Origin of the sequence: Kocuria rosea, assembly GCF_006094695.1 — a bacterium.
GTDB lineage: Bacteria > Actinomycetota > Actinomycetes > Actinomycetales > Micrococcaceae > Kocuria > Kocuria rosea.
Genome location: NZ_CP035103.1, coordinates 2,559,012 through 2,584,261, shown reverse-complemented (window position 1 = coordinate 2,584,261; position 25,250 = coordinate 2,559,012). Strand labels below are relative to the sequence as shown.

Annotated in this window: 23 protein-coding genes; 21 read left to right on the top strand and 2 right to left on the bottom strand. The window is 74.3% G+C overall.

Annotation, left to right across the window (positions count from 1 at the left end; translation table 11 throughout):
• The first annotated feature begins 90 nt into the window (after positions 1–90).
• From EQG70_RS11910 to EQG70_RS11890, 5 genes are all read left to right on the top strand, one after another.
• The gene (locus tag EQG70_RS11910) at positions 91–1,425 is read left to right on the top strand and encodes a M50 family metallopeptidase (protein ID WP_035929719.1); all 1,335 of its coding nucleotides are present in this window, start codon (positions 91–93) and stop codon (positions 1,423–1,425) included.
• 177 nt (positions 1,426–1,602) lie between these two features.
• Positions 1,603–2,769 (top strand): flavodoxin-dependent (E)-4-hydroxy-3-methylbut-2-enyl-diphosphate synthase, encoded by a 1,167-nt coding sequence (gene ispG / locus EQG70_RS11905; RefSeq protein ID WP_017832938.1) that lies wholly within the window; start codon positions 1,603–1,605, stop codon positions 2,767–2,769.
• A gap of 18 nt (positions 2,770–2,787) precedes the next feature.
• On the top strand, positions 2,788–3,642 hold the full coding sequence (locus EQG70_RS11900) for a GNAT family N-acetyltransferase (RefSeq protein ID WP_241975697.1): 855 nt from the start codon (positions 2,788–2,790) through the stop codon (positions 3,640–3,642).
• Between the two features lie 148 nt (positions 3,643–3,790).
• Complete coding sequence (locus EQG70_RS11895) at positions 3,791–5,590, top strand: proline--tRNA ligase (RefSeq protein WP_109268703.1); 1,800 nt, start codon at positions 3,791–3,793, stop codon at positions 5,588–5,590.
• A gap of 49 nt (positions 5,591–5,639) precedes the next feature.
• Positions 5,640–6,407, top strand: a complete 768-nt coding sequence (locus EQG70_RS11890) for a TSUP family transporter (RefSeq protein WP_031282729.1) — start codon at positions 5,640–5,642, stop codon at positions 6,405–6,407.
• 21 nt (positions 6,408–6,428) lie between these two features.
• Here the strand turns inward: EQG70_RS11890 and EQG70_RS11885 are convergent, their stop codons facing one another.
• Positions 6,429–7,463: a hypothetical protein gene (locus EQG70_RS11885; protein WP_109268704.1), complete on the bottom strand. Its 1,035-nt coding sequence runs from the start codon at positions 7,461–7,463 to the stop codon at positions 6,429–6,431.
• A 100-nt stretch (positions 7,464–7,563) separates the two neighbouring features.
• On the opposite strand from EQG70_RS11885, the gene EQG70_RS11880 reads away from it, so the two are divergent.
• The 10 genes from EQG70_RS11880 to EQG70_RS11835 all read left to right on the top strand — a co-directional run bounded on the left by EQG70_RS11880 (position 7,564) and on the right by EQG70_RS11835 (position 17,252).
• Positions 7,564–8,079, top strand: a complete 516-nt coding sequence (locus tag EQG70_RS11880; protein WP_095651572.1) for a ribosome maturation factor RimP — start codon at positions 7,564–7,566, stop codon at positions 8,077–8,079.
• Between the two features lie 191 nt (positions 8,080–8,270).
• Positions 8,271–9,251 carry a transcription termination factor NusA gene (gene nusA / locus EQG70_RS11875; protein ID WP_017832933.1) on the top strand — a complete coding sequence of 327 codons (981 nt, stop codon included), beginning with the start codon at positions 8,271–8,273 and terminating at the stop codon, positions 9,249–9,251.
• 267 nt (positions 9,252–9,518) lie between these two features.
• Positions 9,519–9,797 carry a DUF448 domain-containing protein gene (locus EQG70_RS11870; RefSeq protein WP_229588731.1) on the top strand — a complete coding sequence of 93 codons (279 nt, stop codon included), beginning with the start codon at positions 9,519–9,521 and terminating at the stop codon, positions 9,795–9,797.
• A gap of 204 nt (positions 9,798–10,001) precedes the next feature.
• On the top strand, positions 10,002–12,869 hold the full coding sequence (gene infB, locus EQG70_RS11865) for a translation initiation factor IF-2 (protein ID WP_031282722.1): 2,868 nt from the start codon (positions 10,002–10,004) through the stop codon (positions 12,867–12,869).
• Positions 12,870–13,027: 158 nt separating this feature from the next.
• On the top strand, positions 13,028–13,477 hold the full coding sequence (gene rbfA / locus EQG70_RS11860; RefSeq protein ID WP_017832930.1) for a 30S ribosome-binding factor RbfA: 450 nt from the start codon (positions 13,028–13,030) through the stop codon (positions 13,475–13,477).
• Positions 13,478–13,498: 21 nt separating this feature from the next.
• Positions 13,499–14,551 (top strand): tRNA pseudouridine(55) synthase TruB, encoded by a 1,053-nt coding sequence (gene truB, locus EQG70_RS11855; RefSeq protein ID WP_109268705.1) that lies wholly within the window; start codon positions 13,499–13,501, stop codon positions 14,549–14,551.
• Positions 14,551–14,922 (top strand): hypothetical protein, encoded by a 372-nt coding sequence (locus EQG70_RS11850; protein ID WP_109243412.1) that lies wholly within the window; start codon positions 14,551–14,553, stop codon positions 14,920–14,922. The genes truB and EQG70_RS11850 overlap by 1 nt, the downstream gene beginning before the upstream one ends.
• A 55-nt stretch (positions 14,923–14,977) precedes the next feature.
• Positions 14,978–15,460 carry a hypothetical protein gene (locus EQG70_RS11845; protein WP_081994572.1) on the top strand — a complete coding sequence of 161 codons (483 nt, stop codon included), beginning with the start codon at positions 14,978–14,980 and terminating at the stop codon, positions 15,458–15,460.
• 100 nt (positions 15,461–15,560) lie between these two features.
• Positions 15,561–16,220, top strand: coding sequence for a GNAT family N-acetyltransferase (locus tag EQG70_RS11840; protein ID WP_109268706.1), 660 nt, complete (start codon positions 15,561–15,563; stop codon positions 16,218–16,220).
• Positions 16,221–16,250: 30 nt separating this feature from the next.
• On the top strand, positions 16,251–17,252 hold the full coding sequence (locus EQG70_RS11835) for a bifunctional riboflavin kinase/FAD synthetase (RefSeq protein ID WP_017832925.1): 1,002 nt from the start codon (positions 16,251–16,253) through the stop codon (positions 17,250–17,252).
• A gap of 22 nt (positions 17,253–17,274) precedes the next feature.
• Here EQG70_RS11835 and EQG70_RS11830 read toward each other — a convergent pair whose 3' ends face one another.
• A complete protein-coding gene (locus EQG70_RS11830) occupies positions 17,275–18,144 on the bottom strand; it encodes an aldo/keto reductase (RefSeq protein ID WP_017832924.1) in 870 nt (289 codons plus the stop codon).
• Positions 18,145–18,442: 298 nt separating this feature from the next.
• On the opposite strand from EQG70_RS11830, the gene rpsO reads away from it, so the two are divergent.
• The 6 genes from rpsO (at position 18,443) to dapA (ending at position 25,246) form a co-directional block, all read left to right on the top strand.
• Positions 18,443–18,712, top strand: coding sequence for a 30S ribosomal protein S15 (gene rpsO / locus EQG70_RS11825; protein WP_017832923.1), 270 nt, complete (start codon positions 18,443–18,445; stop codon positions 18,710–18,712).
• Between the two features lie 262 nt (positions 18,713–18,974).
• The gene (locus tag EQG70_RS11820) at positions 18,975–21,239 is read left to right on the top strand and encodes a polyribonucleotide nucleotidyltransferase (RefSeq protein ID WP_017832922.1); all 2,265 of its coding nucleotides are present in this window, start codon (positions 18,975–18,977) and stop codon (positions 21,237–21,239) included.
• A gap of 54 nt (positions 21,240–21,293) precedes the next feature.
• A complete protein-coding gene (locus EQG70_RS11815) occupies positions 21,294–22,718 on the top strand; it encodes a M16 family metallopeptidase (protein WP_017832921.1) in 1,425 nt (474 codons plus the stop codon).
• A gap of 62 nt (positions 22,719–22,780) precedes the next feature.
• Positions 22,781–23,584: a 4-hydroxy-tetrahydrodipicolinate reductase gene (gene dapB / locus EQG70_RS11810; RefSeq protein ID WP_017832920.1), complete on the top strand. Its 804-nt coding sequence runs from the start codon at positions 22,781–22,783 to the stop codon at positions 23,582–23,584.
• Positions 23,585–23,589: 5 nt separating this feature from the next.
• Positions 23,590–24,222 (top strand): tetratricopeptide repeat protein, encoded by a 633-nt coding sequence (locus tag EQG70_RS11805; protein WP_017832919.1) that lies wholly within the window; start codon positions 23,590–23,592, stop codon positions 24,220–24,222.
• 67 nt (positions 24,223–24,289) lie between these two features.
• Positions 24,290–25,246: a 4-hydroxy-tetrahydrodipicolinate synthase gene (dapA, locus tag EQG70_RS11800; RefSeq protein ID WP_017832918.1), complete on the top strand. Its 957-nt coding sequence runs from the start codon at positions 24,290–24,292 to the stop codon at positions 25,244–25,246.
• Positions 25,247–25,250 lie beyond the last annotated feature (4 nt).

Below are 25,250 nucleotides of genomic sequence, written 5' to 3'. Positions count from 1 at the left end.
GTGCAGACTGGTCCTCGCCGTGCCGAGCGCACGGCCCCGACGTCCCCGGCGCCCGCCGGGGTCCCTCGACGATCCCGGGAGGTCCGACGGATGGGTGTCGTGCTGTTCCTCGTGGGCGTGCTGCTGGCCGCCGCCGCCATCGCGGTCTCCATCGCCCTCCACGAGATCGGCCACCTCGTGCCGGCCAAGCTCTTCGGCGTGCGCGTCACGCAGTACATGGTCGGCTTCGGGCGCACCGTGCTCTCCCGCCGGCGCGGCGAGACGGAGTACGGGCTCAAGGCGGTCCCGCTGGGCGGCTACATCTCCATGGTGGGGATGTACCCGCCGGCGCGCGCGGGCTCGACGGCCCGCGCCTCGAGCACCGGCGTCTTCCAGCAGATGGCGGCCGAGGCCCGCGGCGGCGCCGCGGACCAGCTCCTCCCCGGGGACGAGGACCGCGTGTTCTACCGGCTGCCCGTGTGGAAGCGGATCGTGATCATGCTCGGCGGCCCCGTGATGAACCTCCTGCTCGGGACCCTGTGCCTGGCCGTCCTGCTCTCCGGCTTCGGGACGGCGACGCCCACCACGACGGTCGCGTGGGTGTCCGAGTGCGTGGTGGCCGCGGAGCGCCAGGCCGCCGGGCAGACCGAGTGCCGGCCGGAGGATCCCCAGGCCCCCGCGAACGCCGCCGGGCTGCGCCCCGGGGACGTCGTCACGGCCGTCGACGGCGCCCCGGTCGGCTCCTGGGACGAGCTCACCGCCCGGATCCGGGACCGGGCCGGCGAACGGATCCCGGTGGTGGTCGAGCGGGACGGCCGGACCGTGTCCGCGGCGCTGACCCCCATCCTCTCCTCGCGGCCCGTGCTGGACGACTCCGGCGCCGCCGTGACCGGCGAGGACGGCGCCCCCCGCTACGAGGAGGTCGGTTTCATCGGCATCAGCCCCACGAGCGAGCCCGTCCGGCAGCCGCTGACCGCGGTGCCCGGGGCGGTGCTGGACGGGCTGCAGCAGATCGCCGGGGTGGTCCTGCACCTGCCGCAGCGGATCTACGAGGTGGGGGAGGCGGCGTTCTCCGACGCGCCCCGGGACCCGGACGGGCCGATCTCCGTGGTGGGGGTCGGCCGGATCTCGGGGGAGATCGCCGCGCACGAGGAGATCGCGCTGCGGGACAAGGCCGCCTCCCTCGTGGGCCTGGTCGGCTCCGTCAACCTGGCCCTGTTCGTCTTCAACCTGCTGCCGCTGCTGCCGCTCGACGGCGGGCACGTCGCCGGGGCGCTGTGGGAGGCGCTGCGCCGGGGGAGCGCCCGGCTGCTCGGCCGCCGCGACCCTGGCCCCTTCGACCCCGCCCGGCTGCTGCCGGTGACCTACGCGGTGGCCGTGCTGATGATCGGGATGTCCGTGCTGCTGATCTACGCGGACATCGTCAAACCGGTCCGGCTGTTCTGAGCCCGGGCCGGCCGGCGCGCCCCCGGGGCCGGCGGGCGTTCGGCGTGGGAGGAATCGCACCCCGGCACCGGGGGCCGCCCCGGAGCATGGGGCACAATGGGAACCGGTGACGGGCCCGGCCAGCGGGTCCCGGCGCCACCGCTCCAGCTCCTGCCCTCGATTCCTCGGAGGAACTCCTTGACCCCGGTCAGCCTCGGCATGCCCGCCGCGCCCCAGCCCGTCCTCTCCCCGCGCCGGAAGACCCGGCAGATCCGGGTCGGGTCCGTGGGCGTCGGCTCCGACTCGCCGGTGAGCGTGCAGTCCATGACGACCACCCCCACCACGGACATCAACGCCACCCTGCAGCAGATCGCGGAGCTCAACGCCACCGGGTGCGACATCGTCCGGGTGGCGTGCCCGTCCCAGGACGACGCCGACGCCCTGCCGATCATCGCCATGAAGTCCCCGATCCCGGTGATCGCCGACATCCACTTCCAGCCGAAGTACGTCTACGCGGCCATCGAGGCCGGGTGCGCGGCCGTGCGCGTCAACCCGGGCAACATCCGCAAGTTCGACGACCAGGTCGGCCAGATCGCCCGCGAGGCCAAGGCCGCCGGGGTGTCCATCCGGATCGGCGTGAACGCCGGCTCCCTCGACCAGCGGATCATGGACAGGTACGGCAAGGCCACGCCCGAGGCGCTCGTCGAGTCCGCCGTGTGGGAGGCGTCCCTGTTCGAGGAGCACGACTTCCACGACTTCAAGATCTCCGTCAAGCACAACGACCCGGTCACCATGGTCCGGGCCTACCAGCTGCTCGCCGAGCGCGGCGACTGGCCCCTGCACCTCGGCGTGACCGAGGCGGGCCCCGCCTTCCAGGGCACCATCAAGTCCGCCACGGCCTTCGGCGCCCTGCTGTCCCAGGGCATCGGGGACACCATCCGGGTCTCCCTCTCGGCGCCGCCGGTCGAGGAGGTCAAGGTCGGCAACCAGATCCTGCAGTCCCTGGGCCTGCGCCCGCGCAAGCTCGAGATCGTCTCCTGCCCCTCCTGCGGCCGCGCGCAGGTCGACGTCTACACGCTCGCGGACGAGGTGACGGCGGGCCTCGAGGGGCTCACCGTCCCGCTGCGGGTGGCCGTGATGGGCTGCGTCGTCAACGGCCCCGGCGAGGCCCGCGAGGCCGACCTCGGCGTGGCCTCCGGCAACGGCAAGGGCCAGATCTTCGTCAAGGGCGAGGTCGTGAAGACCGTCCCCGAGGACCTCATCGTGGAGACGCTGATCGAGGAGGCCAACCGCATCGCCGCCGAGATGGAGACGGACGAGAACGGGGAGACCACGGCGGGCAGCCCCGTCGTGAGCGTCAGCTGACGGGCCGGTGACGGGCGGGTGAGGACGCAGCGGAGGACGGCGCCGCGGCTGGTGCCGGCGGGGGAGGTCGATCCGGCCCAGCTGGACCGGCTGCTCGAGGCGGACCCCGTCGCCCACGCCTTCGTGGCCGCCCACGTCGAGTCGTACCGCGGGAGCAGAGGCTCGCGGATCCCGCCCGTGGTCGGCACCGCCGGGCCGGACGGTGAGCTGACCGGCGCGTGCTGGGTGGGCACGAACGTGGTGCCCGTGTCCCTGGACGGCCCGGGCCTGGACCTCGTCGGAGGGCACCTGCGGCGGGGCGGGTCCCGGCACGCCTCGCTGTTCGGGCCCGCCGAGCTGGTCCTCGGGCTGTGGTCCCGGGTGGAGCGCTCGTGGCCCCGGCCCTTCGACCTGCGCCCCGTCCAGCCCCTGCTGGCCATCGACCGGGACCCCGCGCCCGCCCCGCACCCCGGCGTGCGCGTGGCACGCCCCGAGGACCTGCCCGCCGTGCTCCCGGCGAGCGCCGCCATGTTCGAGGAGGAGGTCGGGTACTCCCCGTACACGGGCGGCGACCGCGGGTACCGGGACCGGGTCTCCGCGCTCGTCGAGGCGGGGCGCTGCCTCGTGCTGACCGACGACGGGGGCCGCGTGGTGTTCAAGGCCGACCTCGGCTCGGTGGCCCGCGGCGTGGCGCAGGTGCAGGGCGTGTGGGTGGACCCGGCGCACCGCGGCCGGGGGCTGGCGGCGCCCTGCATGGCGGCGGCCGTGCGCCTCGCCCGCCGGCGCACCCCGGTGGTCAGCCTCTACGTCAACGACTACAACGTCCGGGCCCTCGCCACCTACCGGCGGGTCGGCTTCGAGCGGGTCGGGACCTTCGCCACCGTCCTGCTCTGAGCGCCCGGGGCCGCCGATCCCGGTGCGGCCGGGCGGGGCGGGGGGTGTAGATTTGACCGGAATCAGCGGCGCCGTCGGCGCCGCCCATCCTCTCGACGCCCGGGCCCGGCCGCACCACGCCGCGCTCCCCGGGAGAAACGGAGCCCTCGTGGCGCTGCGACTCTCCTCCCTGTTCCTGCGAACCCTCCGCGAAGACCCGGTCGACGCCGAGGTGGACAGCCACAAGCTGCTCGTCCGCGCCGGCTACATCCGCCGGGCCGCCCCGGGCATCTACACCTGGCTGCCGATGGGCCTGCGGGTGCTCGGGAAGGTCGAGCAGGTGGTGCGCGAGGAGATGGATGCGATCGGCGCCCAGGAGGTGCACTTCCCGGCGCTGCTGCCGCGCGAGCCCTACGAGGTCACGAACCGCTGGACGGAGTACGGGGAGAACCTCTTCCGCCTGAAGGACCGCAAGGACGCCGACTACCTGCTCGCGCCCACGCACGAGGAGATGTTCACGCTGCTCGTCAAGGACCTGTACTCCTCCTACAAGGACCTCCCCGTCACCCTCTACCAGATCCAGGCGAAGTACCGGGACGAGGCCCGCCCCCGCGCCGGTCTCCTGCGCGGGCGCGAGTTCGTCATGAAGGACTCCTACTCCTTCGACGTCGACGACGCCGGTCTCGACGAGTCCTACGCCAGGCACCGCGAGGCCTACGTCCGGATCTTCGAGCGCCTCGGCCTGCCCGTGGTCGCCGTCTCGGCCCAGTCCGGGGCCATGGGCGGCTCCCGCTCCGAGGAGTTCCTGCACCCCACGGTCATCGGCGAGGACACGTTCGTGCGCTCGCCCGGCGGCTACGCGGCCAACGTCGAGGCGGTGACCACCGTGGTGCCCGCGGAGACCGATCCCGCCGGGGCCCCCGAGGCACGGGTGCTCGAGACCCCGGAGAGCCCCACGATCGACACGCTCGTGCAGCGCTCGAACGAGCTGCACCCGCGCGCCGAGGGGCCCTGGACCGCCGGCGACACCCTCAAGAACGTGGTGCTCGCCGTCGTCCTGCCCGACGGCGCCAGGCGGCTCGTGGCGGTCGGCCTGCCCGGCGACCGCGCCGTGGACCTCAAGCGCATCGAGGCCGGCATCGGCGCCGCCCTGGACGTCTCCGGCGAGGTGCTGGTGGAGCAGGCCGGTGACGAGGACCTGCGCGCCTGCCCGCTGCTGGTCAAGGGCTACATCGGGCCGGGGCTGTCCCCGGACCAGGCCGTGCTCGGCGAGAAGTCCTCGACCGGCATCCCCTTCTTCGTGGACCCGCGCGTGGTCCGCGGCACCCGGTGGGTGACCGGGGCGAACGTGGCCGGCCAGCACGTCTACGACCTCACGGCCGGGCGCGACTTCGCCTGGGACGGCGTCCTGGAGTGCGCCGAGGTCCGGGCCGGCGATCCCGCGCCGGACGGCTCCGGCCCGCTCGAGGCGGCCCGCGGCATCGAGATGGGCCACATCTTCCAGCTGGGCCGCAAGTACGCGGAGGCACTGGGGCTGAAGGTGCTCGACCGCAACGGCAAGCTCGTCACCGTGACCATGGGCTCCTACGGGATCGGGGTCACCCGGGCGGTGGCCGCCCTCGCCGAGGCCTACCACGACGACAAGGGGCTGCTCTGGCCGCGCCAGGCCGCCCCCGCGGACGTCCACGTGGTCGCCACCGGCAAGGGCCCCGAGGTGCTGGAGGAGGCCGAGAAGGTCGTGGCCGAGCTCGAGGCGGAGGGGCTCGAGGTCCTCTTCGACGACCGGCCCAAGGTCTCCCCGGGCGTGAAGTTCGGCGACGCCGAGCTGCTCGGCGTGCCCACCGTGCTGGTGGTCGGCCGCGGCCTCAAGGACGGCGTCCTCGAGCTCAAGGACCGCGCGAGCGGCAGCAGCGAGGACGTGCCCCGGGACGGCGTCGCCGCCGTGGTCGCCGCCGCAGTGCGCGGCTGATCCCGTGCAGGGGCTCGGCGCCTGGCTCGGGGCCTCGGGCCTGGAGCAGATGGACCCCGGCGTCGTCGCCCTGCTGGTGGCGGCCGGGCTCGCCGCGGGATTCGTCGACGCCGTGGTCGGCGGCGGCGGCCTGCTGCAGCTGCCCGTGGTGCTGATGGTCCCGGGGATCAGCCCCGTCCAGGCCCTGGCCACCAACAAGATGGGCTCCGTGTTCGGCACCGCGACGAGCGCGCTGACCTTCTACCGGCGCACGTCCCCCGACCTGCGCACCGCCCTGCCCATGGCCGGCGTCGCGCTTCTCGGCAGCTTCGGCGGGGCGGCGCTGGCCGCGTCCCTGCCCGAGGCGGTGTTCCGCCCGATCATCCTCGCCGCGCTGGTGGCCGTGCTCCTGTTCACCGTGGCCCGGCCCACCGTGGGGCAGCTCACCGAGCTGCGCCACAGCGGGGCGCGGCACTACGGCACCGCGATGGTGATCGGCACCGTCATCGGCTTCTACGACGGCGTGATGGGCCCGGGCACCGGCTCGTTCCTGGTCATCGCCATGATCACGCTGCTGGGCTACAGCTTCCTGGCCGCCAGCGCCAAGGCGAAGATCGTCAATCTCGCGACCAACGTGGGCGCGCTCGTGTTCTTCTTCGGCCACGGGTCGGTGCTGTGGGGCCTGGGTCTCGTCCTGGGGCTGTCCAACATGCTGGGCGGCTACCTCGGGGCGCGCACCGCGGTGGCCCGCGGCAGCCGCTTCATCCGGGTGGTGTTCCTCACCGTGGTCTCGCTGCTCATCCTCAAGCTGGGCGTCGACGTGCTGCGGGGAGCCTGAGCCGCCCCACCGGGCGGGAGGTCACTGCGGCGGGTCGTCCCGGACCACGCCGGGCAGGGCGTCGACCTCCCCCGTGAGCGCGGCGCGCAGCCCGGTCGCGCGCTCGAGCGCCACGAGCGCCCAGCACCGGTCGCCGGCGTCCCCGCGGGCCAGCACGTGCGCGGCGGCATCCTGCACGTCCCGCGCCGCCGTGTCCGCGACCCGGCCGGGGTGCTCCCGCACGTCCTCGGGCAGGACGTAGGCGCCCGCCGGCAGCCCCGGGTCCGCCGCGAGCACCCGCCGGGCGGACGGGGACCCCAGGAGCTCCTCGACGTCCGCCCGCGCCCGGGCCGCCAGCTCGGCGGGGACGGCACCGGCCGGGGCGGCAACGTCAGGGGCGGCGGCGTCCGGGGCCGTCCCGGTGCGGGCGGCCAGCGCCTCGAAGGCGTAGCCGGCGCGGTCCAGCGCCGACCACAGGACGGCCCCGGGAGCGGTCGTCCCGCCGGGGGCCGGATCCCCGGCGGCGTCGCACAGGTCGGCGCCGGCCGGAGCCGGGACCTGCGGCGCCGGGCCCTGCGGGACCGCGAGCTGCCGGGCCGCCGTGGCCCGCGAGACCGCCGCCGCGGCGAGCACCCGCGCCAGGGCGGGGTCCTCGGCGGCCAGGGCGTCCCCGGCGAGGGCCGTCGCCGTCGTCCGCAGCGCGGCGGACGCCGTGGCGCCCGGTTCCGCGGCGTCCCCGGCGTCCCCGGCGTCTCCGGGGCTGACGCCGCCGGTGCCGCCGGCGGGGGAGGGACGCCCGGCCCGGGCGGCGGCGCTCGTGCGGTCGTCGGGCGCGGGACCGAGGGCCTCGAGCTGCCGGGCCAGGTCGGCGCGCACGTCCGCCCACGCGGCGGCGGGCGCCGGGGCGGGCGCCGCGAGCAGCGCCTCGGTTCCCCGCCACGCCTCGGCGCGCGCGACCTCGTCCGGGGGCACCGGCCGGGCGGAGTCCAGCCACCACGCCCCGGCCGCCCCGGTGGCGAGCAGGACCCCCAGCACCAGCGGGAGCACCCGGGGGACGGGCGTGCGGGGATCGGTCACCGGGGGCTCCTGGGGGACGCGGCGGGGGACGGCGGAGGGCCGCGTTCATCATAGGATCTCCAGGACCGACCCCGACGTCCCGACAGCACGAGGAGACCCCGTGAGCGAGCAGAGCACCCCCGGACCCGACGACCAGCGGCTGGCCGAGCTGATCGGCCCCGCGGTGGAGGAGTCGGGGCTCGTCCTGGAGCACGTCGCCCTGAAGCCCGCCGGCACCGGGCTCGTGCTGCAGGTGCTCGTGGACCTGCCGGAGGACAGCACCGACAGCGTGGACATCGACCGGATCGCCGCGGTCTCCCGGGCCGTGTCCGAGCTCCTCGACCGCACGGACCCCGTGCCGGGCTCGGCCTACGAGCTGGAGGTGTCCTCCCCGGGGGCCACGAGGGAGCTCGCGGCCCCGCGGCACTGGCGCCGCTCGATCGGCCGGCTGGTGCGGGTCACCCCGGTGGAGGGCGAGAAGTTCACGGCCCGCCTGCTCGAGGTCGGCCAGGACGGCGTGGTCCTGCAGCGCAGCCACCAGGTGAAGAAGGGGATGCCGGCCCGGCTGCTCGACCCGGAGCGCTGGGCCTTCGAGGCCGTGCGCCGGGCCAGGGTGGAGGTCGAGTTCACGGACTGACGGACCCGGCCACACTCGGCACGAGTGTAAGATGTGCCGTTGACGCCGCGGCGCCCACCGGCGCCGCGGTCCGCAGTGCGACGACAACCGAGTGCGACGACGAGTGCGCGAGCACGACCCGTGGCGGCGCCCCGTCATCCCCGACGGTGCGCTGCGCCGTCCCCGGGGCCGTCAGGTGAGGAAGGCCGGACATGGACATCGATATGAGCACCCTCCGACTGCTGGAGCGTGAGCGCGACATCCCCGTGGACCTGCTCATCCCCACCATCGAGCAGGCCCTCCTGCTGGCGTACCACAAGACCGCCGGCGCGCTGCCGGGAGCGCGCGCCGAGATCGAGCGCCGGACCGGCCACGTCACCATCTGGGCGCCCGAGCTGGACGAGGACGGCGAGGCGGTCGGGGAGTTCGACGACACCCCGGCCGGCTTCGGGCGGATCGCCGCCTCCACGGCCCGCCAGGTCATCCTCCAGCGCCTGCGCGACGTCGAGGACGACGCCGTCCTGGGCCACTTCAAGGGCCGGGAGGGAGAGATCGTCTCCGGGCAGATCCAGCAGGGGCACAACCCCCACATGGTCCAGGTCGACCTCGGCACCGTGGAGGGCGTGCTGCCCCCGCACGAGCAGGCCCCCGGCGAGAAGTACCCGCACGGCGCGCGCATCCGCGCCTTCGTCGTGGAGGTCAAGCGCGGCATGAAGGGCCCGTCCATCACGCTGTCCCGGTCCCACCCGGACCTGGTGCGCCGCCTGTTCGAGATGGAGGTGCCGGAGATCGCCGACGGCTCCGTGGAGATCATGGCGATCGCCCGCGAGGCCGGCCACCGCACCAAGATCGCCGTGCGCGCCACCCAGTCCGGGATCAACGCCAAGGGCGCCTGCATCGGGGAGATGGGCTCCCGCGTGCGCGCCGTGATGAACGAGCTGCACGACGAGAAGATCGACATCGTCGACTGGTCGGACGACCCCGCCCGCTGCATCGCCAACGCCCTGTCCCCGGCCAAGGTGTCCCGGGTGAGCGTGCTCGACGAGCGGGCCCGCTCGTCCCGCGCCGTGGTCCCCGACACCCAGCTGTCCCTGGCCATCGGCAAGGAGGGCCAGAACGCCCGCCTGGCCGCCAAGCTCACGGGCTGGAAGATCGACATCGTGCCCGAGTCGAAGGCCGCCGAGCGCCGCTGAGCCCCGCCGCGGCGGGACCGGCGCCCCCGCCCCGGGGCGGTCCCGGGATCCCGCGCGCCCCCGGTTTCGGCCCAGGGCGGTCCCCGGGATAGACTGGACAGCGGTCAGATCGTTGGTGGTCCCTGTCCGGCGCCCGCTCCCGGCCCGCACGGGACGTCCCCGACGTCCCGGCGCGAGACGAGGAGTACCGAGCGAGTGAGTGCAGACTCCCGTCGCACGTGCATCGGATGCCGGACCACCGAACACCCTGACCAGCTCGTACGTGTGGTGACCGAACCGACCGACAGCGGCCTCCGGGCCGTGGTCGACCGGGACGGCCGCCTCGGCGGTCGCGGAGCCTGGCTCCACCCCTCCCACGAGTGCCTGGACTCGGCCCTGCGCCGGCGCGCCTTCCGGCGCGCGTTCCGGGCGGTCGTGGACACGGAGGCGGTCGCCCCCGCACTGGACGCCCTGCTGTCCACGGGGGCAGCCCCGGCGACCGGACGCACGAGTGCCGACCACAGCCGTCCCCGGACGGCAGCCCGCGCGGTCCGACCGGACCGGTGACCACGTCCGTTCGCGGGTGAAGAACTGGAAAGCGAGTCAGAGAACCGATGGAAAACCGATGAGTGCCCAGCGATGAGTGCTTCGTTGTGCTCTGCCAACGGCCTCCCGCGACCCCGCGCCGTCCTCGACGGCCGATGCTCCGGGAGCCTCAACGGAAAATAAGTGGTTCGTGCCTGTTTCGGTGCGGACCGAGACAGGAGAGAAGTGGCCAAGCCCCGCGTTCACGAGCTCGCGAAAGAGCTCGGAATAACGTCCAAGGAAGCGATTTCCACGCTTCAGACCCTGGGTGAGTTCGTCCGAGGCGCGTCCTCGACCGTCGAGCCGCCCGTCGCCAAGAAGCTGCGCTCCGCCCTCGCCGGCCGGGCGGAGAAGTCCGCCCCGGCGGCCCCGGCGCCCGCCGGCAAGCCCGCGTCCAAGCCCGGCGCCTCGTCCCGGCCCGGCACCTCCGCGCCCGCCCCGGGCCCGGCGGCCGCCAAGCCCGCCGAGAAGGCGCCGGAGCGCGCGCCCGAGAAGGCCGCCGAGCAGCGGCCGGCCGAGAAGGCGCCCGAGCAGCGCTCCGCCGAGCCGTCCTCGACCCCGGAGCGGTCCGCGCCGCAGCGCCCGGCGGCCCCGGGCGCCAGGACCCCCGCCCCGGGCCCGCGCCCGGGCAACAACCCGTTCGCCAGCCAGCAGGGCATGGGCCGCAGCGGAGCGCCCCGTCCGGGCTCCGCCGCGCCGCGTCCCGGTGGCACCGCGCCCCGTCCGGGCTCGGCCGCGCCGCGCCCCGGTGCTCCCCGCCCGGCGGGTCCGCGTCCGGGCAACAACCCGTTCGCCGCCCAGCAGGGCATGCGCTCGGGCCGTCCCGAGCGCCAGGGCGGACCGCGTCCCCAGGGCCAGGGCCAGGGCGGTCCCCGCCCGCAGGGCCAGGGTCAGGGCGGTCCCCGTCCGCAGGGCCAGGGCGGCCCGCGGCCCCAGGGCGGTCCCCGCCCCGGCGGCGCACGCCCCAGCCCGAACATGATGCCCGGGCACACCACCGGCGTGGCCCCGATCGGCTCCCGGCCGGCCGGCGGCGGCGCAGGTCCCCGCCGCGGCGGTCCCGGCGGCGGCGGGGGCGGGTTCTCCCGTCCCGGCGGCGGCCCCGGCCGCGGCGGCCGCGGCGGCACCCAGGGCGCCTTCGGGCGCGGCGGTGCCCGCGGCAAGCAGCGCAAGTCGAAGCGGGCGAAGCGCCAGGAGCTCGAGCAGATGAAGGCCCCGTCCGTCGGCGGCGTCTCCGTGCCCCACGGCGACGGCACCACGGTCGTCCGCCTGCGGCGCGGCGCGTCCCTCACGGACTTCGCCGAGAAGATCAACGCGAACCCGGCCTCCCTCGTCACGGTGCTCATCCACCTCGGCGAGATGGCCACGCAGACGCAGTCCCTCGACGAGGAGACCTTCCAGCTGCTGGGCGCGGAGCTCGGGTACCGGATCCAGGTCGTCTCCCCGGAGGACGAGGAGCGCGAGCTCTTCGAGTCCTTCGACATCGACCTGGAGGCCGAGGCCGCGGCCGAGGGCGAGGACGTCCTGGAGGCGCGCCCGCCGGTCGTCACCGTCATGGGCCACGTCGACCACGGCAAGACCCGCCTGCTCGACGCGATCCGCAACACGAAGGTGATCGAGGGGGAGGCCGGTGGCATCACCCAGCACATCGGCGCCTACCAGATCGACACCGAGGTCGACGGCCAGGAGCGGCAGATCACGTTCATCGACACCCCGGGCCACGAGGCGTTCACCGCCATGCGTGCCCGTGGTGCCCAGGTGACGGACATCGCCGTGCTCGTGGTCGCCGCGGACGACGGCGTCATGCCGCAGACGGTCGAGGCGCTCAACCACGCCCAGGCCGCCGGCGTGCCGATCGTGGTCGCGGTGAACAAGATCGACAAGCCCGACGCGAACCCGGAGAAGATCCGCGGCCAGCTCACCGAGTACGGCCTGGTCCCCGAGGAGTACGGCGGCGACACCATGTTCGTCGACGTCTCCGCGCGCCAGAACCTCAACATCGACGACCTGCTGGACGCGATCGTGCTGACCGCGGACGGCGCGCTCGAGCTCTCGGCGAACCCGAACAAGGACGCCCGCGGCGTGGCCATCGAGGCGAACCTGGACAAGGGCCGCGGTGCGGTCTCGACCGTGCTCGTCCAGTCCGGCACGCTGCACGTCGGCGACGCGATCGTCGCCGGTGCCGCGTACGGCCGGGTGCGCGCCATGTTCGACGAGAACGGGCAGTCCGTCGAGGAGGCGGGTCCCTCGCGTCCCGTGCAGGTGCTGGGCCTCGACTCGGTGCCCCGGGCGGGCGACACGTTCCTCTCCACCCCGGAGGAGCGCACCGCACGCCAGATCGCCGAGAAGCGCCAGGCGGCGGACCGCAACGCCCTGCTCGCCAAGCGCCGCAAGCGGATCACGCTCGAGTCCTTCGACGAGGCCGTGGCCGCCGGCAAGATCGACACGCTCAACCTCATCATCAAGGGCGACGTGTCCGGTGCCGTGGAGGCGCTCGAGGACTCGCTGCTCAAGATCGACGTGGGCGAGGAGGTCCAGCTGCGGGTCATCCACCGCGGCGTCGGCGCGATCACCCAGAACGACGTCAACCTGGCGACCGTGGACAACGCGATCATCATCGGCTTCAACGTCCGTCCCGCCGAGCGCGTGACGGAGCTGGCCGACCGCGAGGGCGTCGAGATGAAGTTCTACTCGGTGATCTACAACGCCATCGACGAGGTCGAGAGCGCGCTCAAGGGCATGCTCAAGCCGGAGTACGAGGAGGTGGAGCTCGGCACCGCCGAGATCCGCGAGGTGTACCGCTCCTCCAAGTGGGGCAACATCGCCGGTGCCTACATCACCAAGGGCACCATCCGACGCAACTCCAAGGCCCGGCTCGTCCGGGACGGCAGCGTCGTGGCGGACAACCTCACCATCGACTCGCTGCGCCGGTTCAAGGACGACGCGACCGAGGTCCGCGAGGGCTACGAGTGCGGTATCGGGCTCGGCTCCTTCAACGACATCCACGAGGGCGACCTCATCGAGACGTGGGAGATGCGCGAGAAGCCGCGCGCCTGACCCGTCCCGAGTCCCGCGCCCCGCGCGCGGGACACCCGCGGCGGCACGGGCGGGCCCAGCGCCCGCCCGTGCCGCCGCCCCCGTTCCAGCACCGTTCCCCGCCTCGTCGCCAGCACCGCGCCGAGCACCGCACCGCCCCGACCCGAGGAGCATCCACCATGGCTGACGCAGCACGCGCCGCCCGACTCGCCGACCGGATCAAGGTCGTCGTGGCCCAGGCGCTCGAGCGCCGGGTCAAGGACCCCCGGCTGGGCTTCGTGACCATCACGGACGCCCGCGTCACCAACGACCTCCAGCACGCCACCCTGTACTACACGGTGTTCGGCACCGCGGAGGAGCAGCAGAACACCCGGGCGGCCCTCGAGTCCGCCAAGGGCGTCCTGCGCAGCGAGGTGGGACGGAACATCACGGCCCGCCTGACGCCCACCCTGACCTTCGTCCCGGACGAGATCCCGGTCAACGCCTCCCACCTCGAAGAGGTGCTGCGCGCGGCCAAGGAGAAGGACGCCGAGGTCGCCGCCCAGGCCGCCGGGGCCAGCTGGGCCGCCGGCGAGGACCCCTACCGGAAGCCGGCCGAGGAGGACGACGAGTCCTCCCGGGACCGCTGAGCAGGCGGGGGCACCGGGGAAGTGACCCGCACGAAGCCTGACGTCCCGAGTCCGGACCCGTCCCTGCCGACGCCGTCCGGGCTCGTGGTCGTGGACAAGCCCGCCGGCTGGACCAGCCACGACGTCGTCGCCCGCGCCCGCCGCCTCGCGGGCACCCGCAAGGTGGGCCACGCCGGCACCCTGGACCCCATGGCCACGGGCGTGCTGGTGCTCGGCGTCGACCGGGCCACCCGCCTCCTGACCTGGGTGGTGGGCCGGGACAAGACGTACGCCGCGACGATCCGGCTCGGCCTGACCACCGTGACCGACGACGCCGAGGGGGAGGTCGTCGACGTCGCCGCCCCCGGGGCCGTGGCGGCGGTGGACGAGGACGCGGTGGCGGCCGGCGTCGCCCGGCTCACCGGGGACATCCAGCAGGTCCCCGCGAAGGTCAGCGCGATCAAGGTCGAGGGCCGCCGCGCCTACGCCCAGGTCCGCGCCGGGCAGGACGTGGAGCTCGCCGCGCGCCCCGTCACCGTCTCCGAGTTCGCCGTGCACCGGCTCGTGCGCACCGCCGACGACGCCGGACGGGAGGTCCTCGACGTCGACGTCACCGTGACCTGCAGCTCGGGCACCTACGTCCGGGCGCTGGCCCGGGACCTCGGCGCCGACCTCGGGGTGGGCGGTCACCTGACCGCGCTGCGCCGCACCCGGGTGGGCGCGTGGACCCTCGAGGACGCGTCCACCCTGGAGGAGCTCGCCGCGGAGGTGGCCGCCGGCCGCCCGCTGCCCGTGACGAGCCTGGAGGAGGCCGCCGCCGGACTGTTCCCCGTCCGCCGGCTGACCGCCGCCGAGACCCAGGACGTCGCCCACGGCCGCCGGATCGGTCCCAGCGCCGCCGACGGCGGCGGGGACCACGGCGGGACCCCGCCGGATCACGACGCCGTCACCGCCGGCTTCGCCCCCGACGGGCGTCTCGTGGCCCTGCTGTCCGACCGCGGCCACCGCGGCGAGCGCACCGCCAAGCCCGTGCTCGTCTTCCTGCCCGGGGAGCGGTTCCCCGGGCCGCCCGGGACCACCCGGGAGGAGCGCTGATGCTGTGGGGCTACGACGGCTGGTTCTGGGCCGCGGCCCTGCTGGGCGCCCTCTCCTTCCTGGTGTGCGCCGTGCAGGCCGCACGCGGGCGGCGGCCCGACGACTGGACCCAGGGCTCCGTGCTGCTGCTCGAGGCGTTCCTGCTCGTCTACGCCGTGGGCACGGTCGTCATGCACGTGCGGGGGCCCGGGCCCACCGGATCGGCCCTCGAGTACTGGGGCTACCTGCTGACCGCCCTGCTCATCCCGGCCGGAACCTTCGTGTGGTCCCTCGTGGAGCGCTCGAGCTGGTCCAACTGGGTGCTCGCAGCCGCGGGGCCGGTGGTCGCCATCATGGTCTACCGCATGAACTACATCTGGTACTACCAGTGAGCCCCGGACCCCGGACCGGCTCCCGGCCCGCCACGACCCCGCAGGAGAGGCCCCGATGACGCACGACCGCCCGCAGGACGGCCCCACCCGGCTGCAGCGGCGCTTCGGGCCCCGCGCCGCCCCGGCGCGCGGCGACCGCAAGTCCTCGGGCTTCGGCCGGCTGGTCGTCGTGGTCTACGCGGTCTTCTCCCTCTCCGCCGGTGTCCGCTCGCTCTACCAGATCGCGACGGACTTCCAGGCCGCGCCGCTGCCGTACCTGCTCTCCGCGTTCGCCGCGGCCGTCTACGTGGTGGCCACCGTGGCCCTCGCCCGGCCCGGCCCCCGCTGGCACCGGCTCGCCACGGCCGCCGTGGCCGTGGAGCTGCTGGGGGTGCTCGGCGTGGGCCTGCTCTCGGTGCTCGTCCCGGAACTGTTCCCCGAGGCGAGCGTGTGGTCCCACTTCGGGCAGGACTACGGCTACGTCCCGCTCGTGCTGCCGGTGGTCGGCCTCGCCTGGCTCCGCCGGTCCCGGCCCCGGGGCGGGCGGGCACCCGCCTGAGCGCCCGTCCGTCCCGCGCGGCGCACCGGCACGCACCGGGTAGGCTCGGTCGCGGGCCGGAGCGCCCCGTGCCGCACGCCTCCCGAAAGGACCCCCGCCGATGCCCGTACGCCCCGACGGCGCCGAGGACTACGACGTCCCCGTCCTCAACGACGGCACCGTGGTGCTGCGCCGGCTCGAGGAGCGCGACGTCCCGCAGCTGGCCCGCAACTGCGCGGACCCCGCGGCCGCGGAGTTCACCACTGTGCCCCTGGGCTACACGGAGGCCGATGCGCGCTGGTACGTCGAGGAGTTCGTCCCCGCCGCCTGGCGCGCCGGCCGCGAGTACAACTGGGCGGTCGCCGACGCCCGGACCGACCGGCTGCACGGGACCGTGGGGCTCAACGCCCTGCGCGGGACCACGGCGGACATCGGGCTCAACTTCGGCCCCCACGCCCGCGGCACCGGCGCCGCCGAGGCCGCCTGCCGGCTGCTGCTCGAGCACGCCTTCGGGCGCCTGGGCCTCACCTATGCTTACTGGATGGCGAAGGTCCCCAACTGGGCCAGCCGCAAGCTCGCCTGGAGGCTCGGCTTCCGCTCCCCGGTGCGGATCGACGGGTTCATGGAGCAGCGCGGCGCCTCGGTGGACGCCTGGATCCTGACCCTCGGCGCGGAGGACCCCCGCTCCCCGCAGGCCCCGTGGGACGGTCCGCCGTCCCCGGCCGCCGCCCCCGCGGAGGAGCCCGGCGGCCCGCACCGGCCCGTGCCGCCCCGACCCTGACCTGCCTGTTCCGTTCCTGCGAGGAGAAGCGTGTTCCGCTGGCGAGATCTCTCTGACGTCCCCCCGGGCTTCGGCCCGTCGGTCGTCACCATCGGCAATTTCGACGGTGTCCACCGGGGCCACCAGCGGGTGCTGTCCCAGCTCGTCGACTCCGCCCGCGAGCTGGGCTGGGCCTCGGTGGTCGTGACGTTCGACCCGCACCCCGCGCAGGTGCACCGCCCCGGCAGCCACCCGGGACTGATCATGGGCACCGAGGACAAGCTGGACGCCCTCGAGCGAACCGGCGCGGACGCCGCCCTCGTGCTGGAGTACAGCCTGGAGTTCGCGGCCCAGTCCACCGAGCAGTTCGTGCTGGGCACCCTGGTGGGCCCGCTCGGCGCGCGCTGCCTCGTGGTGGGCGAGGACACCCGCCTGGGCAAGGACAACACCGGCAACATCGACACGCTCCGGGAGCTGGGGCAGCGCCACGGGTTCGAGGTCCGTGTGGTCGACGACCTGCTCGACCCCCTGCACGAGCAGCACCCGGAGCACGCCCCGGCCGTGACCGCGGCGGGGGAGCGGCGCTGCTCCTCCACGTGGATCCGCGCCTGCCTGCAGGCGGGGGACGTGCGCGCGGCCGCCCGGCTGCTCGGGCGCCACCACCGGATGCGCGGGGAGGTGGTGCACGGGGCCGCCCGCGGGCGGGAGCTCGGCTATCCCACGGCCAACCTGTCCCCGGACGCGGCCGGGTTCGTCCCCGCGGACGGGGTGTACGCCGGGTGGCTGCTCGACGCCCACGGCACCCGCTGGCCCACCGCGATCTCCGTGGGGTCCAACCCGACGTTCGAGAACGTGCCCCGGCAGGTCGAGGCGCACGTCATCGACCGCCCCGAGGAGCGGGTCGAGGACTTCGACCTCTACGGCCAGGAGGTGGTCGTGGAGTTCGTCGCCCGGTTGCGCGGGATGGTCGCCTACGAGGGCGTCGACAAGCTCGTGGCCCAGATGGACGACGACGTCGAGCGCACCCGCGGCATCCTGGCCGCCGAGGCCTGAGCCCCGGCGGCCGGCCGGGCCCCTACATCTCCTCGTGCTCGTTCGGGTCGAACCCCGACCCGCTGATCCCCGTGTGCAGCATCTGCATCCGGTGCATCTGCTCCTCGTCCAGCTCCCAGTCGAAGACGTCGAGGTTCTCGGCCATGCGCCGGGGGTCGGAGCTCTTCGGGATCGGCACGGTGTGCGACTGCAGGTGCCAGCGGAGGACGACCTGGGCCGGGGTGCGGCCGGTCCGCCGGGCGATCCGCGCGATCCACTCGTGCTGGAGCAGATCGGTCTTGCGGCCCAGCGGGGACCAGGCCTGGGTGATGATGCGGTGCTCCGCGTGGAACTCCCGCAGCCGCTCCTGCTGGTACTGCGGGTGCAGCTCCACCTGGTTGACGGCCGGCGTCTCGCCGGTCTCCTCGACCAGGCGGCGGATGTGGGCGGGCGTGAAGTTGGACACCCCCACCGAGCGGACGAGCCCCTCCTGCCGCAGCTCCAGCATCGTCCGCCACGTCTCGACGTACCGGCCGACCGACGGGTTCGGCCAGTGGATGAGGTACAGGTCCACGTGGTCGGTGCCCAGCCGCCGCAGGGAGCCCTCGAGCGAGCGGCGCACGGAGTCCGTGCCGTGGTCCCGGCCCGGCAGCTTGGTGGTGAGGAACAGCTCGTCGCGCGGCACGCCGGCCGCCGCGATCGCGCGCCCCACGCCCGTCTCGTTGCCGTAGTTCACCGCGGTGTCGACCATCCGGTAGCCCAGCATGAGGGCCTCGGCGACGTCGGCCTCGGCCCCGGCGTCGTCCATCGGGTAGGTGCCCAGCCCGATCGCGGGAATGCGCCGGCCGTCCCGCATCGTGTGCGTGCGGTCGGCGACCGCCGGGCCCCGCCCGTCCTTCTCGTCCTTGCTCACGCGCTGCTCCTGCTCGTCTCGTCCTGCTCGTCCACGTGCTGCCGGCCCGGTCCTGCCCGGCCCGGACGGGCCGTGCGCCGGGACCCCGCCGTCGTGTCCCTCCCATCTTGGCCCACCGGCCGGGGGAGGCCCAGCGCAGCGCGCCGCGCCGCCCGGGGGTGGGGCGGCGCGCCCGGGTCCGCTAGACTGGACGGCGGTCCGACTGCAGTCCGTGGTTGTCGGACCCCCGGGGAGTCCCGGGACCCGGCGACGAGCCCGTCGTCCGGGCCGCACGGTACTGACTCGAACGGAGTTACACGTGGCACTCGACGCCGCCATCAAGCAGGAGATCATCAAGGACTTCGCCACCCACGAGGGCGACACCGGTTCGCCCGAGGTGCAGATCGCGGTCCTGACCCGCCGGATCGCCGATCTGACGGAGCACCTGAAGCAGCACAAGCACGACCACCACACCCGCCGCGGCCTGATGGCCCTGGTCGGTCGCCGTCGCCGCATGCTGACCTACCTGCGCGACACCGACATCACGCGCTACCGCACGCTCATCGAGCGGCTCGGCCTGCGCCGCTAGTCGGCACCCGGCGGCGTCCGCCCGGCAACGGGAGGACGCCGCCGAGCACCGGGCCCGCACGGCACAGCAGCCGGGCGGACCCCCGCACCACCAGAGACAGCACCATCGAACACCAGACGGGGCCACCGCGCCGATCATTCGCGGTCCTCGGTAGTGATCTCCGGACACCGGACGGCCCCCGCGGCCCCGGACCTTCCGTGGATCTCGATCGAAGACCGGGTGACGCGCGGACGGTCCCGCCGACACGAAACGGAGGTGACCCTTGGAGGGTCCCGAGATCCAGTACGCCGAAGCCGTCATCGACAACGGCTCCTACGGAAAGCGCGTCGTGCGCTTCGAGACCGGCCGCCTCGCCAAGCAGGCCGCCGGCTCCACCCTCGTCTCCATCGACGAGGACACCACCATGCTCGCCGCCACCACGGTGGGCAAGTCCCCCCGCCAGGGCTTCGACTTCTTCCCCCTGACGGTCGACGTCGAGGAGCGGATGTACGCGGCCGGGCGCATCCCGGGCTCGTTCTTCCGCCGCGAGGGCCGCCCCTCCACGGACGCGATCCTCACCTGCCGGCTCATCGACCGCCCGCTGCGCCCCGCCTTCGGCAAGGGCATCCGCAACGAGGTGCAGGTCGTCGTCACGATCCTGTCCATGAACCCGGACGAGATCTACAACACCGTCGCGATCAACGCCGCGTCCATGGCCACGACCCTGTCCGGGATGCCCTTCCAGGGTCCCGTGGGCGGCGTGCGCGTGGCGCTCATGGCCGGCGAGAACGGCCAGCACCAGTGGGTGGCCTTCCCGAAGCACTCGCAGCTCGAGAACGCCGTGTTCGACATGGCCGTGGCCGGCCGCGTCGTGACCGGCAAGGACGGCTCCGAGGACGTCGCGATCATGATGGTCGAGGCCGAGGCCACCGACAACTCCTGGAACCTGATCAAGAACAACGGCGCCGTGGCCCCCACCGAGGAGCTCGTGGCCCAGGGCCTCGAGGCCGCCAAGCCCGCCATCAAGGCCCTGTGCGACGCCCAGGCCGACCTCAAGGCCCGCGCCGGCAAGCCCGACATGGACCTGCCCCGCTTCGGCGGCTTCGGCGACGACGTCAAGGAGGCCGTCGCGGCCTCCGTCGGCACCCGGCTCGCCGAGGTGTACTCGATCGCCGACAAGCAGGAGCGCGAGACCGCGACCGACGCGCTGCACCAGGCGACCCTGGCCGAGCTCGCCGGCGAGGACGGGCCCTTCGCCGACCGCAAGGACGAGGTCAACGGCGCCTACCAGGCGCTCACCAAGCAGACCGTGCGCCAGCGCATCCTCACCGAGCAGGTCCGCATCGACGGCCGCGGCCTGACGGACATCCGCCAGCTCACCGCCGAGGTCGAGGTCCTGCCCCGCGTGCACGGCTCCGCGATCTTCGAGCGCGGCGAGACCCAGATCATGGGCGTGACCACGCTGAACATGCTCAAGATGGAGCAGCAGATCGACTCGCTGTCCCCCGTCAAGCACAAGCGCTACGTGCACCACTACAACTTCCCGCCGTACTCCACCGGCGAGACCGGCCGCGTGGGCTCCCCGAAGCGCCGCGAGATCGGCCACGGGGCACTGGCCGAGCGGGCCATCACCCCGGTGCTGCCCTCCCGCGAGGAGTTCCCCTACGCCATCCGCCAGGTCTCCGAGGCGCTGGGCTCCAACGGCTCCACGTCGATGGGCTCCGTCTGCGCCTCCACCCTGTCGCTGCTCAACGCCGGCGTGCCCCTGCGCGCGCCGGTGGCCGGCATCGCCATGGGCCTGGTCTCGGACGAGGTGGACGGGGAGACCCGCTACGCCGCGCTGACCGACATCCTGGGCGCCGAGGACGCGCTGGGCGACATGGACTTCAAGGTGGCGGGCACCTCCGAGTTCGTGACCGCGATCCAGCTCGACACCAAGCTCGACGGGATCCCCTCCTCGGTGCTGGACGCCGCGCTGACCCAGGCCCGCGAGGCCCGGCTGCACATCCTCGGCGTGCTGAACGCGGCCATCGACCAGCCGGACGAGATGAGCGAGTTCGCCCCCCGCGTGATCTCCGTGACCGTCCCCGTCTCCAAGATCGGCGAGGTCATCGGCCCCAAGGGCAAGATGATCAACCAGATCCAGGAGGACACCGGCACCGACATCTCGATCGAGGACGACGGCACCGTCTACATCGGCGCCACCGACGGCCCCTCGGCCGAGGCGGCCCGCGCGGCGATCAATGCGATCGCCAACCCGCAGGTCCCGGAGGTCGGCGAGCGCTACCTGGGCACCGTGGTCAAGACCACGACCTTCGGCGCCTTCGTCTCCCTCACCCCGGGCAAGGACGGCCTGCTGCACATCTCGGAGCTGCGCAAGCTCAACGAGGGCAAGCGCGTCACCGACGTCGAGGACGTCCTCGGCGTGGGCCAGAAGGTCCAGGTGGAGATCACGAAGGTCGACGACCGCGGCAAGCTGTCCCTGGCCCCCGTGGTCGCCGAGGAGCCCAACGTACCCACCGAGGACGACGACGCCACCGAGGCCTGAGCCGGGCCCGTCCCGCGCACAGCACCGCACGAGCACAGAAAGCAGCACAGCTGGATGACGGCAGTCGATCTGCCGCTGGAGGCGGGCGACCGCGGCCCGGGGAGCACCCCCGGCCCGGACGCCCGCCTCTCGGCGGTTCCCCGCAGTTCCCCCTCCGCCGCGGCCGCGGCCCTGACCACGGCCGCCGCGGGGTTCAGCCACACCCTCCACGAGGGCGCCGGCGGCAACGTGGTCCGTCGCACGGTCCTGCCGTGCGGCACCCGGGTGGTCACCGAGCGGATGCCCGCCCAGCGGGCCGTGACGGTCGGCTTCTGGGTCGGCGTCGGCTCCCGCGACGAGCAGCCCGGCCGCCTGGGCTCCACGCACTTCCTCGAGCACCTGCTGTTCAAGGGCACCGAGCGACGCTCGGCGCTGCAGATCGCGGAGGCGTTCGACGAGGTGGGCGGGGAGTCCAACGCCGCCACGGCCAAGGAGCACACGTGCTACTACGCGCGGGTCCTGGCCGAGGACCTGCCGATGTCGATCGACGTCATCACCGACATGGTGACGTCGGCCGCCCTGGACCCGGACGAGCTCGAGCGGGAGCGGGGGGTCATCCTCGAGGAGCTCGCGATGGACAAGGATGACCCCGAGGACGTCGCCTTCGAGGAGTTCACCCAGCGGGTGCTGGGGGCCCACCCCCTCGGCCGGCCCATCGGCGGGACCCCCGAGGAGATCCTCGCGGTGCCCCGTGACGCGGTGGTCGAGCACTACCGCCGCCACTACCGGCCCGAGGGCCTCGTGGTCACGGCCGCCGGCGGCCTCGAGCACGACGTCGTCGTCGCCCTCGTCGCCGAGGCCCTCGAGCGCGCGGGCTGGGACCCGGCCGCCCCGGCGGCCCCCCTCCCGCGGCGCGAGCGCACCCCCGCGCCCCTGGAGCCGGACTGGGGCGAGCACTTCCTGGAGCGGCCCGTGGAGCAGACCAACGTGGTCGTCGGCCGGCCCGGGCTCGTGGCCGGGGACGACCGCCGCTTCGCGATGACCGTGCTCAACGCGGCCCTGGGCGGCGGGATGTCCTCCCGCCTGTTCCAGGAGATCCGCGAGAAGCGCGGCCTGGCCTACAGCACGTTCTCCTTCTCGGGCGCCTACTCGGACGCCGGCTACTTCGGGATGTACGCCGGGTGCCTGCCCGCGCGCACCGACGAGGTCCTGGCGCTCATGGCCGGCGAGCTGGAGACGCTCGCCCGGGACGGCATCGGGGCGGACGAGCTGCGCAAGGTCGTGGGCCAGCTGGGCGGGGGCACCGTGCTCGCCCTCGAGGACACCGGGTCCCGGATGTCCCGGCTGGGCTCCGCGGAGCTGAAGTCCGGGGAGTTCCTCGACATCGACGAGTCCCTGGACCGGGTCCGCTCCGTGACCCCGGAGCAGGTCCGGGAGCTCGCGGGGTGGCTCGCCGAGGGCCCGGTCGTGACCACCATCGTGGCGCCCACCCGCCGCTGACCGCACGCCGCCGCCGGGAGCCGGCGGCGGCGCCGCCCCTCCCGTGACCTAGAGTTGGAGCCATGACCGAGCGCACCGCCCCCGTGACCACCGACGCCCCGCCGTCCGCCCCCGCCGAGCTGCGCGTCGCCGTGCTCGGCGCGCGCGGGCGGATGGGCAGCGAGGCCGTGCAGGCGGTGCGCCGCACCGAGGGCCTCCAGCTCGTCGCCGAGCTCGGCCGGGAGGACTCCCTCCAGGCCCTGGTCGCCGCCGGCGCGGAGGTCGTGGTCGACCTCACGGTCCCCTCCGCCACGGAGGCCAACGTCCGCTTCGCGGTGCAGCACGGCATGCACTGCGTCGTGGGCACCACCGGCTGGGACGCCGAGCGGCTGGACCGGCTCGAGGCGCTGCTGGCCGAGCACCCCGGGGTGGGAGTGCTCGTCGCCCCCAACTTCTCGGTGGGCGCGGTGCTGGCCATGCGCTTCTCCGCGCAGGCCGCCCGGTTCTTCGAGTCCGTCGAGATCGTCGAGCTGCACCACCCGGACAAGGTGGACGCCCCCTCGGGCACCGCAGCCCGCACCGCCGCCCTCGTCGGGCAGGCACGGCGGGCCGCGGGGGTCGCGCCGTCGCCGGACGCCACGGAGCAGGACCCGGGCGGGGCCCGCGGCGCGCTCGTGGAGGACGTCCGGGTGCACTCCGTGCGCCTGCGCGGGCTCGTCGCCCACCAGGAGACGCTGCTGGGCGGCGTCGGCGAGCAGCTCACCATCCGGCACGACTCCTTCGACCGGATCTCCTTCATGACCGGCGTGGTGCTCGGCGTCCGGGAGGTGGGCTCCCACCAGGGGCTCACGCACGGGCTCGAGGGCTACCTCGACCTGGGGCTGTAGCGCCGATGGACTCCATCCGGGCCTGGATCTGGGGCCTGCTCGCGGCGGCCCTGCTGACCCTGTGGCTGCTGCCCGTCCCCGGTGGCTCGAAGCTGTGGATCCTCGCCGTGCTCGTCTTCGCGGGCGTCTTCACGCTCCTGGAGTCCACGAGCAAGGCGAAGCTGCTCGCCGCGGCCATGGTGACGCTGCTCGTCGTCTACCTGGGCCTGAGCCTGCACCGCGCGGTGCTGCTGCTGGGCACGGACGGCTGGATCGCCAAGGCCTTCGGCGTCGCCATGCTGGTGCTCCCGGCCGTGGGCGTGTGGGCGCTCGTGCGCGAGATCCTGTTCGGGGTCCGGACCGAGCAGCTCGGCCGGACGCTGCACGAGGAGGGCGGGCTGCCGCCCGACGACCTCCCGCGCACCCCCGGCGGGCGCATCGTGCGCGAGGCCGCCGACGAGCGCTTCGGGGCCGTCCGGGCGCAGACCGAGGCGGACCCGGGCGACTGGCGCAACTGGTACCGGCTCTCCCTGGCCTACGCGGCCGCCGGGGACCGGACCCGCGCCCGCTCCGCGATGCGCGACGCCGTGGCCCTCTCCCGCGGGCGCACCCCCCGCAACGTGGAGCCCGCCGACCCCCCGGGCGAGGGCCGGGCCTGACCGTGGTGGCGAGCCCCCGCCGCCCGCCCGCCGGTGCCCCCGCCGCGGAGGCGGTAACCTGGCACCCATGACTGCCAACGCCTCGCCCTCCTCCGCCGACCTCCCCGCGACCCGGTCCGAGCCCCTGTTCGGGACGCTGCTCACCGCGATGATCACCGTCTTCGCCGCGGACGGGTCCGTGGACCTGGACGCCACCGCGGCCATGGCCGTCCAGCTCGTCGACGACGGCTGCGACGGCCTCGTGGTGTGCGGCACCACGGGGGAGTACTCCACCATGACCGACGAGGAGAACCTCTCCGTGTTCCGCGCGGTGAAGGAGGCCGTCGGCTCCCGCGTGCCGCTGCTCGCGGGCACCGGCTCCAACGACACCGAGCACTCCCGCTACCTCTCCCGCGCGGCCGAGAAGCTCGGCATGGACGGGCTGCTCATCGTCACCCCGTACTACAACAAGCCTTCCCAGGCCGGTGTCGAGGCCCACTTCCGCAGCCTCGCGGACTCCGTGGACCTGCCGATCATGCTCTACGACATCCCCGGCCGCGCCGGCATCCCGATCGCGACCGAGACCCTCATCTCCCTGGCCGGGCACCCCAACATCGTGGCCGTCAAGGACGCCAAGGCGGACCTGGTCGCCGCGACCCGGGTGCTGGCCGAGACCGACCTGCTCTACTACTCGGGCGACGACGGCCTGACCCTGCCCTGGATGGCCATCGGCGCCGCCGGGCTCATCGGCGTCACCACCCACGTGGCCACCGCCCGGTACCGCGAGCTCGTCGACGCGGTCCGTGCCCAGGACCTCGCCGCGGCCCGGCGGATCAACGCCGAGCTCGAGCCCGTCGTCCGCGCCACGATGACCCGCGCCCCCGGCGCCGTCGCGGCGAAGACGATCCTCATGTGGCAGGGCCGGCTGCCGCACAACACCGTGCGGCTCCCGCACGTCCCGCCCACGGAGGCCGAGGCCGCCCTGATCCGCGCGGACCTGCGGGGCTCGGTCGTCGCCGACACCCTCCTCGAGACCATCGACTGACGAA